The organism is Mycobacterium sp. NGS63 (assembly GCF_059812295.1).
In genome coordinates this window covers 425113-438021 of record NZ_JCALCJ010000005.1, presented here as the reverse complement: position 1 = coordinate 438021, position 12909 = coordinate 425113, and the positions used below count along the sequence as shown (strand labels likewise).

General features: G+C 68.9%; 16 protein-coding genes. 4 read left to right on the top strand and 12 right to left on the bottom strand.

Annotated features, from left to right (window positions below):
* Positions 1–4: 4 nt before the first annotated feature.
* From AC5Y4Z_RS16145 to AC5Y4Z_RS16115, 7 genes are all read right to left on the bottom strand, one after another.
* Positions 5–1435: an aldehyde dehydrogenase family protein gene (locus AC5Y4Z_RS16145; RefSeq protein ID WP_499965456.1), complete on the bottom strand. Its 1431-nt coding sequence runs from the start codon at positions 1433–1435 to the stop codon at positions 5–7.
* Between the two features lie 140 nt (positions 1436–1575).
* On the bottom strand, positions 1576–2508 hold the full coding sequence (locus AC5Y4Z_RS16140) for a class I SAM-dependent methyltransferase (RefSeq protein ID WP_499965517.1): 933 nt from the start codon (positions 2506–2508) through the stop codon (positions 1576–1578).
* A gap of 43 nt (positions 2509–2551) precedes the next feature.
* A complete protein-coding gene (locus tag AC5Y4Z_RS16135; RefSeq protein WP_499965455.1) occupies positions 2552–3493 on the bottom strand; it encodes a class I SAM-dependent methyltransferase in 942 nt (313 codons plus the stop codon).
* A 54-nt stretch (positions 3494–3547) separates the two neighbouring features.
* Entirely contained in the window at positions 3548–4189 is a 642-nt protein-coding gene (locus tag AC5Y4Z_RS16130) for a TetR/AcrR family transcriptional regulator (protein WP_499965454.1), read from the bottom strand.
* Positions 4190–4191: 2 nt separating this feature from the next.
* Positions 4192–5157: a pirin family protein gene (locus AC5Y4Z_RS16125; protein ID WP_499965453.1), complete on the bottom strand. Its 966-nt coding sequence runs from the start codon at positions 5155–5157 to the stop codon at positions 4192–4194.
* 43 nt (positions 5158–5200) lie between these two features.
* Complete coding sequence (locus tag AC5Y4Z_RS16120; RefSeq protein WP_499965452.1) at positions 5201–5746, bottom strand: Dps family protein; 546 nt, start codon at positions 5744–5746, stop codon at positions 5201–5203.
* A 101-nt stretch (positions 5747–5847) separates the two neighbouring features.
* Positions 5848–6762 (bottom strand): DNA-3-methyladenine glycosylase family protein, encoded by a 915-nt coding sequence (locus AC5Y4Z_RS16115; RefSeq protein WP_499965451.1) that lies wholly within the window; start codon positions 6760–6762, stop codon positions 5848–5850.
* Positions 6763–6827: 65 nt separating this feature from the next.
* Between AC5Y4Z_RS16115 and AC5Y4Z_RS16110 the strand changes: the two genes are divergently transcribed.
* On the top strand, positions 6828–7241 hold the full coding sequence (locus AC5Y4Z_RS16110) for a nuclear transport factor 2 family protein (protein ID WP_499965516.1): 414 nt from the start codon (positions 6828–6830) through the stop codon (positions 7239–7241).
* Here AC5Y4Z_RS16110 and AC5Y4Z_RS16105 read toward each other — a convergent pair.
* The 4 genes from AC5Y4Z_RS16105 to AC5Y4Z_RS16090 are packed head-to-tail and all read right to left on the bottom strand — an operon-like array spanning position 7228 to position 10015.
* Positions 7228–7602: a DUF427 domain-containing protein gene (locus AC5Y4Z_RS16105; RefSeq protein WP_499965450.1), complete on the bottom strand. Its 375-nt coding sequence runs from the start codon at positions 7600–7602 to the stop codon at positions 7228–7230. The genes AC5Y4Z_RS16110 and AC5Y4Z_RS16105 overlap by 14 nt on opposite strands.
* Positions 7603–7650: 48 nt before the next feature.
* Positions 7651–8472 carry a class I SAM-dependent methyltransferase gene (locus AC5Y4Z_RS16100; RefSeq protein ID WP_499965515.1) on the bottom strand — a complete coding sequence of 274 codons (822 nt, stop codon included), beginning with the start codon at positions 8470–8472 and terminating at the stop codon, positions 7651–7653.
* Positions 8473–8492: 20 nt separating this feature from the next.
* Positions 8493–9518: an NAD-dependent epimerase/dehydratase family protein gene (locus AC5Y4Z_RS16095; RefSeq protein WP_499965449.1), complete on the bottom strand. Its 1026-nt coding sequence runs from the start codon at positions 9516–9518 to the stop codon at positions 8493–8495.
* Positions 9515–10015 (bottom strand): nuclear transport factor 2 family protein, encoded by a 501-nt coding sequence (locus tag AC5Y4Z_RS16090; protein WP_499965448.1) that lies wholly within the window; start codon positions 10013–10015, stop codon positions 9515–9517. The genes AC5Y4Z_RS16095 and AC5Y4Z_RS16090 overlap by 4 nt, the downstream gene beginning before the upstream one ends.
* A 60-nt stretch (positions 10016–10075) precedes the next feature.
* On the opposite strand from AC5Y4Z_RS16090, the gene msrA reads away from it, so the two are divergent.
* Positions 10076–10588 carry a peptide-methionine (S)-S-oxide reductase MsrA gene (gene msrA, locus AC5Y4Z_RS16085; protein WP_499965447.1) on the top strand — a complete coding sequence of 171 codons (513 nt, stop codon included), beginning with the start codon at positions 10076–10078 and terminating at the stop codon, positions 10586–10588.
* Between the two features lie 15 nt (positions 10589–10603).
* Here the strand turns inward: msrA and AC5Y4Z_RS16080 are convergent, their stop codons facing one another.
* Entirely contained in the window at positions 10604–11920 is a 1317-nt protein-coding gene (locus tag AC5Y4Z_RS16080; RefSeq protein ID WP_499965446.1) for a cytochrome P450, read from the bottom strand.
* A gap of 119 nt (positions 11921–12039) precedes the next feature.
* Between AC5Y4Z_RS16080 and AC5Y4Z_RS16075 the strand changes: the two genes are divergently transcribed.
* Complete coding sequence (locus AC5Y4Z_RS16075) at positions 12040–12651, top strand: TetR/AcrR family transcriptional regulator (RefSeq protein WP_499965445.1); 612 nt, start codon at positions 12040–12042, stop codon at positions 12649–12651.
* 40 nt (positions 12652–12691) lie between these two features.
* Complete coding sequence (locus AC5Y4Z_RS16070) at positions 12692–12904, top strand: TOBE domain-containing protein (RefSeq protein ID WP_499965444.1); 213 nt, start codon at positions 12692–12694, stop codon at positions 12902–12904.
* Positions 12905–12909: the final 5 nt, after the last annotated feature.

The following is a 12909-nucleotide window of genomic DNA, read 5'->3' as shown; positions in this document are numbered from 1 at the left end:
ACCTTTAGAACATGCGGCGGGCCATCTTCATCGCCCGCTCGGTGTAGGGCGGGTAGATGAAGCTCGACAGGTCGGGCCGGGTCGGCTTGGTCAGCACCGCCTTGCGGTGGCTGAACTCCTCGAAGCCGAACTTGCCGTGGTAGGCGCCCATCCCGGACGCCCCCACTCCACCGAACGGCAGCTTGGCGGTCGACACCTGGAAGGCAAGGTGGTTGACCAGCATGCCGCCCGCCGGCACCTCCTTGATCACCCGCTCGCGGGTTTCCCGCGTCTTGGTGAACAGGTACGCCGACAGCGGCTTTGGCCGCGAGTTGATGAAACGTATTGCCTCGTCGAGGTTACCGACGGTGATCACCGGCAGCACCGGCCCGAAGATCTCGTTGCGCATCAGCGGGCCGTCCGGGTCAGGGTCGACGACGACGGCCGGCTGGATGCGCAGGCTCGACGCGTCACACTCGCCGCCGACGATGACCTTGCCGTCGCTGCCGGAGAGGTAGCCGCTGATCCGGTCGAACTGCCGCTGGTTGACGATGCGCATCCCGCTGGGCTTGTCCGCGGTGAACTTGGTGATGGCGGCGCCGATCTTGCTCACCAGCTCGTCGCGAATCGTGGCGTCCGCCAACACGTAATCGGGGGCGACGCAGGTCTGCCCGGCGTTGAGCAGCTTCATCCAGGCGATCCGCTTGGCCGCCACCTCCACGTCGGCGTCGGCGGCCACGATCACCGGGCTCTTGCCGCCGAGCTCGAGCGTGCACGGCGTCAGGTGCGGTGCCGCGCCCTCGTAGACTTTGCGGCCGATCTCGGTGCCGCCGGTGAACAGCAGCCGGTCCAGGCCCTGCGCGATCAGCTCCTGGCTCACCGCGCCGTCGCCCTCGACGACCGCGATCGCGTCGTTGTCGAGATAGCGCGGCACCAGCTCGGCCATCAAGTGCGCGGACGCGGCCGCGATCTCCGAGGGCTTGAGCACGACGGCGTTGCCGGCGGCGATCGCCCCGACCGCCGGTCCCAGGGTCAGGTAGAACGGGTAGTTCCAGGCGCCGATGATCAGCACGGTGCCGTAGGGCTCGTACTCGATCCAGCCGCGGCCGGGCAGCTGCGGCATCTCGAGCAGCTGGTACTTACGCCGGGTCCAGCGCCGCACCTTCTTGGCCGCGTACTTGGCCTCGCCGGCGGTGGTGGCGACGTCGGCGATGAACGCCTCGAAGGGGCTGCGGTCCAGGTCCTCGGCGAGCGCGGCGGCGATCGCCGCCTCGTTCTCCAGCATCAGCTTTTCCAGCTGCAGCAGCTGGCGCTTGCGCCATTCGATGTCGCGGGTGCGGCCCGTGGCGAAGGTCGCGCGGAGCCGGGCAACCGTGGCCGCGACATCGACCGGTTGAGCCGCCACGCCGTTGGTGGATTCTGATGTCTTCGGTGCAACCGATTCGGTGGTCATCATGGTCCTTCCCGAGCAGAGCCGCCCGCGGCAGGCGCGGGTAACCGCTCATCGGTGATAACCGCGATCCTAACCATCCGGTTGGGAGAGCAGTAGGGAAGGATCCTGCTCCCGAACCCCCTCGAGTTCGGGAGTAGACACCGCTACAGCCGCTCGGCGACCACGAAGTCGGAGAACGCGTCCTTGTCGTCGGCCAGCGGGACGTTCTCGACCCAGCGGCCGAGCCGGCGCATCTCGTCCGTCGCGGGCTGCGCCCGCGCGCGCCAGCCGTGGTCGTTGAGCCAGTCGGTGACGTCCGCGCGGTCCTCGTCGCGGTACATCAGCTCCCCGACGTCGATGGACTCCTCGAGGCCGATCTCCTCGGCGACCTTCTTGAACCGTTCGCGCATCTGCTGGCGGCGCTCGTCGGCGTGCTCGGGCGCGGTCTCGGCCGACACCCGGCTACCCGGCGCGCTCAGCTCGCCGATCTGGGTGAACAACCGGTCCTGCGCCTCGGCGGGCAGGTACATCAGCAGGCCCTCGGCCAGCCACGCGGTCCGCGCCGCCGGGTCGAACCCCGCCGCGCGCAGCGCGGCCGGCCAGTCCTGGCGCAGGTCGATGGCGACCTCGCGGCGGTTGGCCGACGGCGTCACGCCGTTGTCGGCCAGCGTCGTGGACTTGTACTCCAGCACCTGGGGCTGGTCGATCTCGTACACCGTGGTGCCGGCCGGCCAGTCCAGGCGGTAGGCGCGCGAGTCCAGGCCCGACGCCAAGATCACCACCTGCCGGATCCCGGCGCCAACGGCGTCGTTGAAGTAGGTGTCGAAGAAGTGCGTCCGGACGGCCTGGTAGCCGCGCATGTGCGCGATGTGGGCCGCCGATTCGGCGTCCAGGCTTTCCACCTTGGCCACCATCTCCGGGTCGAGCAGCGCCTGCCACAACACGTTGGCGCCGGCGCTGTTGACCAGCAACTTGGCGTAGGGGTCGCTGATCAGCCGGTCGGGCTGATCGGTTTCGACGGCCCGGGCGGCAGCCACCATCACCGCGGTGGTGCCGACGCTGGACTTGATGTCCCACGTGTCGTCGTGCGTGCGCAGTGAGCTCATTGGGTTGCTCCTCGAATCGTTTTGGGGGCGGAAGTCAGGCGGTCGGACCGCCGAGGCGCGCCCGCAGCAGCGTGCTGCGCACCGCCTCGTCGGCGAGGTCGTCGGGAACCGGGCGGCCCAGCCGGGCCATCTCGTCGCGGTTGTTCACCGTGTCCACCTGCCAGCCGTGGTCGGTCAGCCAGGCGGCGGCGTCGGTGCGGTCGGGCTCGTGATAGGTCAGCGCCTGGACGTTGACGTCCAGGCCCAGCCGCTCCCGCATCCGCAGCCAGCGCGCGGTGTTGCCCTTCGAGTTCATGCCGAAGACCTCGACGGCGATGCGGCTGGCCGGTGCGCTCAGGTCCGTAACCATGTCGAAGAGCCGGTCCTGGGCGTCGCTCGGCAGGTAGGGCAGCAGCCCTTCGGCGAGCCATGCGGTCGGTTGGGTGCGGTCGAAGCCGGCGGCCGCCAGCGCCGCCGGCCAGTCGTCGCGCAGGTCCACCGGGACCGCGCGGCGCGCGGCGGCGGGACTCGCGCCGTGCGACGCCAAAATTTCGGTCTTGTATTCAAGGACCTTGGGCTGGTCGATCTCGTAGACCGCCGTCCCGGCCGGCCAATCCAGCCGGTAGGCCCGGGAGTCCAGGCCCGCGGCCAGGATGACGACCTGCCGAACCCCGGCGCCGACCGCGTCGGCGAAGTAGCCGTCGAAGTAGTGCGTCCGCACCGCCTGGTAGTCGACGCCCAGCCGATGCACCCGCTGGCCGTGCGGGTCGCCGTCGAGCCAGGCCAGCTCGACATCGGTCAGCCGCTCCCACGCCGGGCCGGCCGAGGAGACCAGGATGCGGGCGAACTCGTCCCGGATCAGGGGGTCGGTTCCGGCCGTCTCCACCGCGCGCGAGGCGGCGACGCCCAACGCGGTGGCGCCGACCAGTTCGGTGATGGCCCAACTGTCGCCGGCGCTGCGCACCGAGGGCGGTACCGAGGCATCCAGATCAGTCATGACCCGACCATGGTACCGAATAAGTTAGTTAGCCTATACGCTTTGTGCGCAACTTCACTGTCCGGCCTCGGGCCGCCACAAAGCGCCCTCCAGCAGCCGCCGCAGCACGTCGCGGACGGCCAGCAACTCTTCGTAGCTGCGGACGTAACCGACGTAGAACCCGACTCCGCAGAGCACGACCAGCAGCGATTCGACCAATGCGGATGCGTCGATATCCGCGACGACCTCCCCGCGTTCGATCGCGTCATTGACCGCGTGCGTCAGAAATTCGTGGCTGATTTTCACCGAATCGTTTTCGGTCCCGGTCAATTCCGGATGGCGTTGCGATTCCAGCACGGCGCTAATCAAAAACGCCGACGCGGAGGGATTGTCGGAATTGGCGCGCACCGCGGCGGAGATGAAGGCCGTCAGCCGCCCCATCAGCGTGCTCTCGTGCTCCGCCTGCCGGATGCCGGCCCCGATGACGAGGGAGTTTGCCTGCTCCAGCACGTCCCGGTACAGAAGCCGCTTCGTGGAGAAGTAGTGGTTGATCGCCGGCCTGGTCAAATCGGCGCGGGCGGCGATCGCCTGGAAAGTCGCCCCGTCATACCCGCGTTCGCTAAATACGAGACGGGCCGCGTCGATAATCCGCTGACGCGTTTCGTCGGCCCTGGCGGCAGGGGGCCGTCCCGGTCGGCGACTCGCCGTTGGCGACATCGCTAAATTGTGCCACCGCCATGGTGCGGCATTAGCGCATTCGGCGGAATGCTGCCGAACTTTCCGTCGTAGTAGTCCTGCAGCGCCTCGACCAATTCCGCGCGGGTGTTCATCACGAAAGGCCCGTAGTGGAATACCGGCTCGCCGATGGGCTGCCCGCCCAGCAACAGCACGTCGACCGGCCGGCCCTGATCCGCGCCGACGGTGATTCGATCGCCGGGACCGAGCACGACCAGTTGCCCCTGGCGGACGGGGTGGGCCACCGGGCCGACGTACCCGCTGCCGGACAGCACGTACAACAGCGCGTTGAAGTCCCGGCGCCACGGGAGGTTCAGCCGGGCGCCGCCTTCAATCGTCGCGTGCGCCAACGTGATCGGGGTATGGGTGATCCCCGGGCCGCGGTGCCCGTCGACCTCGCCGGCGATGATGCGGACCAGGGCCCCGCCGTCGTCCGACGCGAGCAGTGCGACGTCCCCGCCCTCGATCGCCTGATAACGGGGCGGTGCGAATTTGTCCTTCTTCGGCAAATTCACCCACAGCTGGATGCCGTGGAAAACGCCGCCGCTTTCGACCAGTTCGGCCGGCGGGGTCTCGATGTGCAGGATGCCGGAACCGGCCGTCATCCATTGCGTCGCGCCGTCGGTGATCAGGCCGCCGCCCCCGTGCGAATCCTGGTGGGCGAATTTGCCGTCGATCATGTAGGTGACGGTTTCGAAGCCGCGGTGGGGATGCCAGTCGGTGCCCCGGGGCTCGCCGGGCTGGTACTCCACCTCGCCCATCTGGTCCATGTGCACGAACGGATCCAGCGCGGCGGCGCTGACCCCGGCGAACGCGCGGACCACCGGAAAGCCCTCGCCCTCGTAGGCGCGGGGGCCGGTGGTGATCGATCGGACCGGCCGTTCGGTGTCGGCGGGACCGGCCGCGCCGATGCGCGGCAATGTCAGGGTGTCTGCGGTGATAGCGGGCATACCCGTATAACCGGACTACGGTCCAGTTATTCCCGCGGTGCCGTCAGCTGTTGCGGGCGCTGCTCGCGGCGTCCTTTTCGGTGGACGAGCCCTCGTGGGTCAACTTGCCGCCCGCGCTCTCCAGGTGCGCCCGCACGAACCACTGGAACTTCTCCAGGTTGGCCGCCTGGTCGATCAACATGTCCTGGGTGACCTTGTCGAGCTCCTCGGTCTCCTCGATGTAGCCGCGGATGTCTTCGATGACGCCGTTGTAGACGAGGTCGAGCGCGGCCAGGTGCGCCTGGACGCAGTCGCGGCCGACGGAATAGTCGTCCCAGGTGCGGTCCTTGAGGATCGCACCCGGCGTGCCCTGGGGCGACGCGCCCAGGGCGGCGATGCGCTCGGCGACGTCGTCGGCGAAACCGCGGACCGCCTCGACCTGCGGGTCGATCATCTCGTGCACGCCGATGAAGTTGGGGCCCACCACGTTCCAGTGGATGTGCTTGAGCGTCAGATGCAGGTCGTTGTATGTGCTCAGTTGCTTTTGCAGCAACTCGGCGAGCCGCGCCCCCTGCTTGTCGGTCAGGCCCGGAATGGTGAACTGTGTCATCGATTTCTCCCCTGTTTCGCACACGGTCACTTCCGGGCATGGGTACCCGATGGCGGTTGCGGGAAACCGGAACCCGCGCGCCGGCCGGGGTCGGGCCGCGCCTAGAGGCGGCTGATGTGCTGCACCGGCAGCCGCGCCCCGCGGCGCGGTTCGTAGGCCAGTCCGCTGGCTTCGAGCAAACGCACCACCCGGTGGCGGTGCGGTCGCATCGGCTCGAGCAGTTCGAGCATGACGGCGTCGTCGGCCGGGCGGCCCAGCAGCGTCCAGCCGATCATCTTCGGGACGTGGTAGTCGCCCACCGACACCGCGTCGGCGTCGCCGAAGGCCCGCTGCGCGGTTTCGGCGGCGGTCCACTCGCCCACCCCCGGCAACGACGTCAGCGCCCGGCGGGCCTGCTCGGCCGGCCGCGACACGAGCCGCTCGAGCGAGGCAGCGCGGCGCGCGCAACTCACCACGGCCTGCGCCCGCCGCGGATCGACGTTGGCGCGGTGAAACTCCCACGACGGGATGTGCCGCCACACCTCGGCCGGCGGCAACACCCGCATCCCGTCGGGCGCGGGCCCGGGTGCGGGCGTGCCGTACTTGGACACCAGGAGGCGCCACGACCGGAACGCATCGGCGCCGGGCACGCGCTGCTCGATGATCGCCGGGATCAGTGCCTCCAGCACCAGGCCCGTGCGGGCCAACCGCAGGTGCGGAACGCGCCGGTGCGCGGCCGCGACGGTCGGGTCGCGCGGCGCGAAATCCGAGGCGTCGTCCTCGGCACCGAGCAGCGCGGGCAGCCGCTCCAGGAACTCCTGCGCGCCGGCACCCCACGCCACGGCCCGGGCGGCGTTGGGCGCCGTGCGGGTGATCCGCGCCGTGACGGGCCCGCTGGGCAGCAGGCTGGTGCGCCAGCAGGTGCCATCGCCGGCCAGCCGGAAGCACGGGTCCCTCGGACCGCGGCGCAGCGGCGCCAGGGTGTGCCCGAAGCTGGCCGCCCCGGGGAAGGTGACCGTGCGCGCGCTGCTCACCAAACACTCGTTTCTGCGGGGTGTGTCGATTGACCGTTCACTGATTGCCACGACACTATTGCGATGTGATGACCCCGTTCGACGCGCCGCACGCCGAATTGGCTTGGATGTTCTTGCAGAGCCTCAGCGAGGGCGGCGACGTGGACGAGGGGTTCGCACTGCTGAGCAACGACTTCACCTACTGGAGCCTGCACACCCGTCTGTCTCTGGACAAGCAGAACTTTCGGCGCGTGGTCGACGAGCGCAAACGGGTCGTCGAAATCGACGTCGATCTGCTCCGCTGCATCAACGAAGGCGACACGGTGGTCGTCGAGGGCGAGGCCGCGGGCACGACCGCCGACGGCGCGCACTACGACAGCCCGTTCATCTGCGTTTTCGAGACCTGCGACGGGTTGATCGTGTCGATGCGCGAATACAGCGACACCAGTTCGGGGGCGAAACTGTTCCCCAACTGGCGGCCCCCGACGCCTACCGAACGCTGATCTCGGCCTTGTTCGGGTAGAAGGCGACGTGCCCCGCGATCGCCGCGACGGCCGGATAGGGCTCCTCGTAGGTCCAGATGGCGTCCTCGACGGTGTCGCCGGCCGAGGTGGTCACGCTGTAGTAGCTGGCGTCGCCCTTGAACGGGCAGTGGGTGCTGGTGTCGGTGCGCGACAGCCGTTCGGCAACCACGTCGCCGATCGGTATGTATTGCACCGCAGGCAAAGTCGCCTCGCGCAATTCCAGCGCCGCGGCGGTGTCCGCGACGAGTTCACCGTTGACGCGGACCTGCACCCGCCCCTGGGTCGGCTCGATGGTGATCGGGTGCCCAGCGCTGGGCTCTTTGATTTCCGGGTGGCCCATGGTTCTCCTCCTCGACGCGCGGATAGCGGGTGCAACGCGAGCCCGCGCTCAAAGCTTCCCGAACGCGTAGCGGTGGTATTGGGCCATGTTTCGCAGGGCCGGAACCGCCGCCATGACCCGGCCCAGCCAGCGGACGGCCGGCGAGACCCGGTCGAAGGTGTCGCTGTCGAACACCGATTCCCACGCCAAAAGGCGCACCCCCGCGACGGCGTCGACGATGTCGCCGGGCCCGTCGACGCCCCAGTGCAGCGTGGATCCCGAGCGCCGCACCACCGCGTTGCTCCACTGCGTGCGGATCCCGAACGTGCTGAAGGAGTCGAACTGCAGTTCCCCGGACCCGAACCGATCGACGACGCGGCGCAGCAGGGCCAGCCCGTCGTCCCTCGTCAGGTACATGGTCAGCCCCTCGGCGACGAACAGCGCGGGGCCCTGCGGCGGTATTTCGGCCAGCCAGGACGGATCTGTCACCGACGCCGCCAGCATCCGGTAGTCGGCCCGGCCCGGGTACACGCGCTCGCGCAGCGCGATGACGTCGGGGTAGTCGATGTCGTACCACCGCACCCCCGGCGGCGGATCCAGCCGGTAGACGCGGGCATCCAGGCCGCAGCCGACATGCAGCACCGTGGCGTCCTGGCCGGCGTGGGCGGCCAGAAACTGGCGGGCCCAGTTGTCGAAGTGCAGGGTGCGCACGGCGACCGACGGCGCGCGCCGCGGCGTGATCGTCGTCCTGCTCCAGTCGTAGTCGATGCGTTCGACGGCGGCCTTCGCGAAGTGGTCGCCCAGGATCGGCCGCGGCGCGTCGGCGTCGAGCGCCTTGGCGTACAGGGTGGCCAGCATGGTCTGCGGCGGCCCGTTCAGGTCGACGCTGATCCGGTCCACGAACGGCTAGCTTATTCGGACGCGGCGGGCGCGCCGCCCTTGCGGGCGGACTTCAGTGCGGCCCAGAACCGGGCGGCCTCGCGGATCGACTCCTCGACCGGCCTTGGCTGCCAACCCAATTCGCGTTTCGCCTTGCCGCTGTCGACGTCGGCCTCCGCGCGCATCATGCGCACCGACTTGAGGCTGAGCTCGGCGTCCTTGCCCGTCAGTCGCGCCCGCAGGCTGCCCAGCGCGCCCAGCGCGTAGAGGATCGGCACCGAGATCGAGCGCTGCGGCGGCGGCACGCCGGCCTCGTCGGCGGCGACTCGCACGACCTCCTTCAACGGGATCATCTTCTCCGAGACGAGGTACCGCTCGCCGATGCGCCCGCGTTCGGCGGCCAGGATCATGGCCCGGGCGGCGTCGTCGACGCCGACGACCTCCAGCTGGATGCCGTTCATCAGGAAGGGCAGCTTGCCGAAGACGGCGCCGGCGATGAACGCGCCGTGCGGGGTGCGGCCCCAGTCCCCGCTGCCGTACGTCGTCGAGACGCACATCGCCACGGCGGGCAATCCGGCTTCGGCCACGTATTGCATCACCAGGTTCTCGGCGGCCACCCGGGACTGCACGTAGGGGGTCAGCCCGCGCGGGTCGATGACGTCGTCCTCGGTGGCCACGCGCCCGCGCCGCCGGCCCACGGTGGCGTAGGTGCTGGTGAAGACGAACCGGCGCAGGCCGGGTTCCTTGACGGCGACGTCGAGGACGTTGCGCAGCCCCTCGACGTTGGTGCGGAACAGCGGGGCCGAATCGCGCAGCCATGCGCGGGTGTCGACGACGCAGTAGTACACGTCGTCGACGCCGTCCATCGCCTCGCGCAGCGTGTCCGTGTCGAAGACGTCGCCGTGAAACCGGGTGACCGAAAGGTCGTCGATGGCGCGGGTGTTGGCGTTCGGGCGCACCATCGCGCGCACCTCGCAGCCGTCGCCGACGAGCAGCCGAGTGACGTGCGAACCCAGGAAGCCGTTGGCGCCTATGACGAGCTTGGGCTTGGCGCTCACTGCGCTCCCCCGTATTGCTGCATCCACCGCGCCGCGTCCTCGTCGAGCGTGCCCAGCTCCTGCGCCTTCTGGCACCACTTGAGGCCCGCCTTCAGGAAGCGCAGCGGGTTGTAGACGTCTTCCTCGCGGCACCACAGGCCGTCGCCGGCGTAGGTGATGATGGTGATGTTGGTGGCGCTGATGACGCTGCCGTCGCCGGGGTCGCGCATCGGGTTGTCCAGTTCGAGGATGACGCGCCCGGTGGGCTCGTCGATCACCGACCACAGCGTCGGGAACGCCACCATGTGGCTGCCGGGAAAGGTCGTCATCGTGCCCCGAATCCAGTCGCGCACTTGGTCTCGGCCGCGCATGGTGCCCGCGGCGTGCTCGATGTAGAGGATGTCCGGGGTGTACTGCTCGACCCAGGCGTCCCAGTCCCGGGTTTCGGCGGCCCGGGCCACCGTCTGCTCGAATTTCTCGAAGGCTGTTGCCAGTTCGCTACGGGAAAACGACGTCATCGCCGGAGTGTAGCCTGGGCTGAGTCGTTCAGGTTCCGAGGTTCCCAAGGAGGACAAGGAATGACGAACACCCAAAAAGCGATCCTGGCGGGCGGCTGCTTCTGGGGAATGCAGGAGCTGATCCGCAAGCAGCCCGGGGTGGTCTCCACCCGGGTCGGCTACAGCGGCGGCGACGTCCCGAACGCAACCTACCGCAACCACGGCACGCACGCCGAGGCCGTGGAAATCGTCTACGACCCCAGCGTTACCGACTACCGCACGCTGCTCGAGTTCTTCTTCCAAATCCACGACCCGACAACGAAAGACCGGCAGGGCAACGACCGGGGAGCCAGCTACCGCTCGGCGATCTTCTACCTCGACGACGAGCAGAAGCGCATCGCGCTGGACACCATCGCCGACGTCGAGGCGTCGGGCCTGTGGCCGGGCAAGGTCGTGACGGAGGTCAGCCCGGCCGGTGATTTCTGGGAGGCCGAGCCCGAGCACCAGGACTACCTGCAGCACTACCCCAACGGCTACACCTGTCACTACATCCGGCCCGGCTGGAAGTTGCCGCGGCGAGCCACCGCCGGTTGATAGGGCCCATCGGGCTCAGCGCCGGCGCACCACCACGCGCCCGCCGTCCTTGGGGGTGAACGCGACGCCCCGGTTGTGCCAGCGCTCTCCGGGTTCCGTGGTGGTCTCAATGGTGAAGTGGCGCAACACCGTTCGCAGCACCACGTCCATCTCCATGTTGGCGAACGCCGCGCCGACGCAGCGACGGGTCCCGCCGCCGAACGGGATCCACGCGAAAGACGACGGCTTGCTGTCGATGTAGCGCTGCGGATCGAAGCGCTCGGGGTCGGGGAACACGTCGGCATCGTTGTGGATCTGCGCGATGCTGATGATGATCGAGTCCCCGCGGGGGATGACCCACTCACCGAGCTGGAACACCGGCGAGTAAACGCGGCGGGCGGCGAAATCGATGACGGTCCTTGCCCGCTGGACCTCCAGGATCGTCGCCTGGCGCAGTTCGTTGCCGTCGGTATCGGCCTCGGCGACCAGGTCGGCCAGCACGTCCGGGTGCCGGGTCAACCGCTCGAACGCCCACCCCAGGGTGGACGCGGTGGTCTCGTGCCCGGCGGCCAGCAGCGTGAGCAGCTCGTCGCCAATGTCCTTGCGGGACATCGCCGAACCGTCCTCATAGGTGCTGCGCAGCATCAGCGCCAGCACGTCGGTGCGCTCGGCGAATTTCGGGTCGGCCCGTTCGGCGTCGATCAGTCGGCCGAGGACCCTGTCGTACTCGCGCCGCCACTCGGCCAGCCGGCCCCAGGGGCTGAACCGGCCGTAGTTGCGTTTGGGGTTGGGCAGCGCCGCCAGGCGCGATCCCAGCGTGACCCAGGGCGGGATCAGGCGGCGCAGCTCGTCGAGCTCGGCGCCCTCGGCGCCGAACACCGCGCGCAGGATGGCGTTGAGCGTGATGTGCATCATCGACGGCAACGTGGCGAACGGCCTGCCCTCGGGCCAGCCCGCCGTCTCGCGCAGCGTCTCCTCTTCGATGATGCGCTCGTAGTTCTTCATGCTCTTGCCGTGGAACGGAGGCGCCAGCAGCCGTCGCCGCCGGCGGTGGTCGTCGCCGTCGAGCGCGAACACCGAGCCCGAGCCGAACAGGCGGCTCAGGTTGGGCTGGATGTTGCCGAGTTCCTCCGGGCTGGTGGTGAAGACCTGCTTGGCCAGCCGCCAGTCGCCGACGATGACCACCCGCCGGTAGATCGGGATGTTGACGGTGAACACGTTGCCGTAACGCCGCGCCAGCCGCTGGATCATCCACCGCCGTGACGCGGCGAAGAAGACGCCCTGCAGCGCCTTCGGCATCCGGGCGGCCGGCGGCATCCTGACGGCCGGCGGGGCGGTGATGACTTCGCTCATCCGGTGACACTCCCGGTTTTCGCGGTTGGTACCGCGGTGTACCAAAACCTTTCCCGTCACGGTACTCTGTGGTACCAAGTCTGACAAGGTGCCGTGTTCGAGCGAAAGGGGCGCCGGACGTGACGACAGCGGTGACAGCAGCGGCCGACGCCGCGGTTCTCGGTGATCCCTTTCGGCTTCGGCTGCTCGACGGCCTCGCCACCTCGATCGGCGAACGCGGCTACCGCGCCAGTACCGTCGCCGACATCGTCCGCCACGCCCGCACGTCGAAGCGCACGTTCTACGACCAGTTCGCCAGCAAGGAAGACTGCTTCTTGGAGCTGCTGCGCGCCGACATCGAACGGCTCGGCGAAAACATCGCCGCGGCCGTCGATCCCGAAGCCGACTGGCATCACCAGATCCGCCAGGCCGTCGAGGCCTATGTCGGGCACATCGAGGCCCGCCCGGCCATCACGCTGAGCTGGATTCGCGAGCTCCCGTCGCTGGGCGCCGTCGCCCGCCCCGTGCAGCGCCGCGGGTTGCAGTTGTTGTCCAGCCTGCTGGTCGACCTCAGCGCCAGCCCGGGGTTCCGCCGCGCGCAGCTGCCGCCGTTGACCACGCCGCTGGCCGTGATCCTGCTGGGCGGCCTGCGCGAACTGACCGCGCTGGCCGTCGAGGACGGCAGCCCCGTCCGGCAGATCGTCGAACCGGCCGTGGACGCATCCGTAGCCCTGCTGGGCCCGCGACACTAGGCTCATCGCAAACGCCCCAACTTTTTGGAGGGAACTCGCGATGCGGCTCTCGACCCGCAACCAGCTCAAGGGGACCATCACCGAGGTCGATCTCGGTACCGTGATGGCGATCGTGAAGGTCAAGCTCGACGGCGGCGACCAGGTCGTCACGTCGTCGGTCACCAAGGACGCCGCAACGGAACTCGGGCTGAAGGTCGGTCAGCCCGCGACCGTGTTCATCAAGTCCACCGAAGTCACCATCGGCGTCGAATAACCCCT

Excerpts from the sequence above, each read along its gene's own strand:
- AC5Y4Z_RS16120 (WP_499965452.1), bottom strand. The coding sequence starts at position 5,746 with ATGACACAGTTCACCATTCCGGGCCTGACCGACAAGCAGGGGGCGCGG.
- AC5Y4Z_RS16070 (WP_499965444.1), top strand. The coding sequence starts at position 12,692 with ATGCGGCTCTCGACCCGCAACCAGCTCAAGGGGACCATCACCGAGGTC.
- msrA (WP_499965447.1), top strand. The coding sequence starts at position 10,076 with ATGACGAACACCCAAAAAGCGATCCTGGCGGGCGGCTGCTTCTGGGGA.
- AC5Y4Z_RS16105 (WP_499965450.1), bottom strand. The coding sequence starts at position 7,602 with ATGGGCCACCCGGAAATCAAAGAGCCCAGCGCTGGGCACCCGATCACC.
- AC5Y4Z_RS16080 (WP_499965446.1), bottom strand. The coding sequence starts at position 11,920 with ATGAGCGAAGTCATCACCGCCCCGCCGGCCGTCAGGATGCCGCCGGCC.
- AC5Y4Z_RS16145 (WP_499965456.1), bottom strand. The coding sequence starts at position 1,435 with ATGATGACCACCGAATCGGTTGCACCGAAGACATCAGAATCCACCAAC.
- AC5Y4Z_RS16125 (WP_499965453.1), bottom strand. The coding sequence starts at position 5,157 with ATGCCCGCTATCACCGCAGACACCCTGACATTGCCGCGCATCGGCGCG.
- AC5Y4Z_RS16130 (WP_499965454.1), bottom strand. The coding sequence starts at position 4,189 with ATGTCGCCAACGGCGAGTCGCCGACCGGGACGGCCCCCTGCCGCCAGG.
- AC5Y4Z_RS16110 (WP_499965516.1), top strand. The coding sequence starts at position 6,828 with ATGACCCCGTTCGACGCGCCGCACGCCGAATTGGCTTGGATGTTCTTG.
- AC5Y4Z_RS16135 (WP_499965455.1), bottom strand. The coding sequence starts at position 3,493 with ATGACTGATCTGGATGCCTCGGTACCGCCCTCGGTGCGCAGCGCCGGC.
- AC5Y4Z_RS16090 (WP_499965448.1), bottom strand. The coding sequence starts at position 10,015 with ATGACGTCGTTTTCCCGTAGCGAACTGGCAACAGCCTTCGAGAAATTC.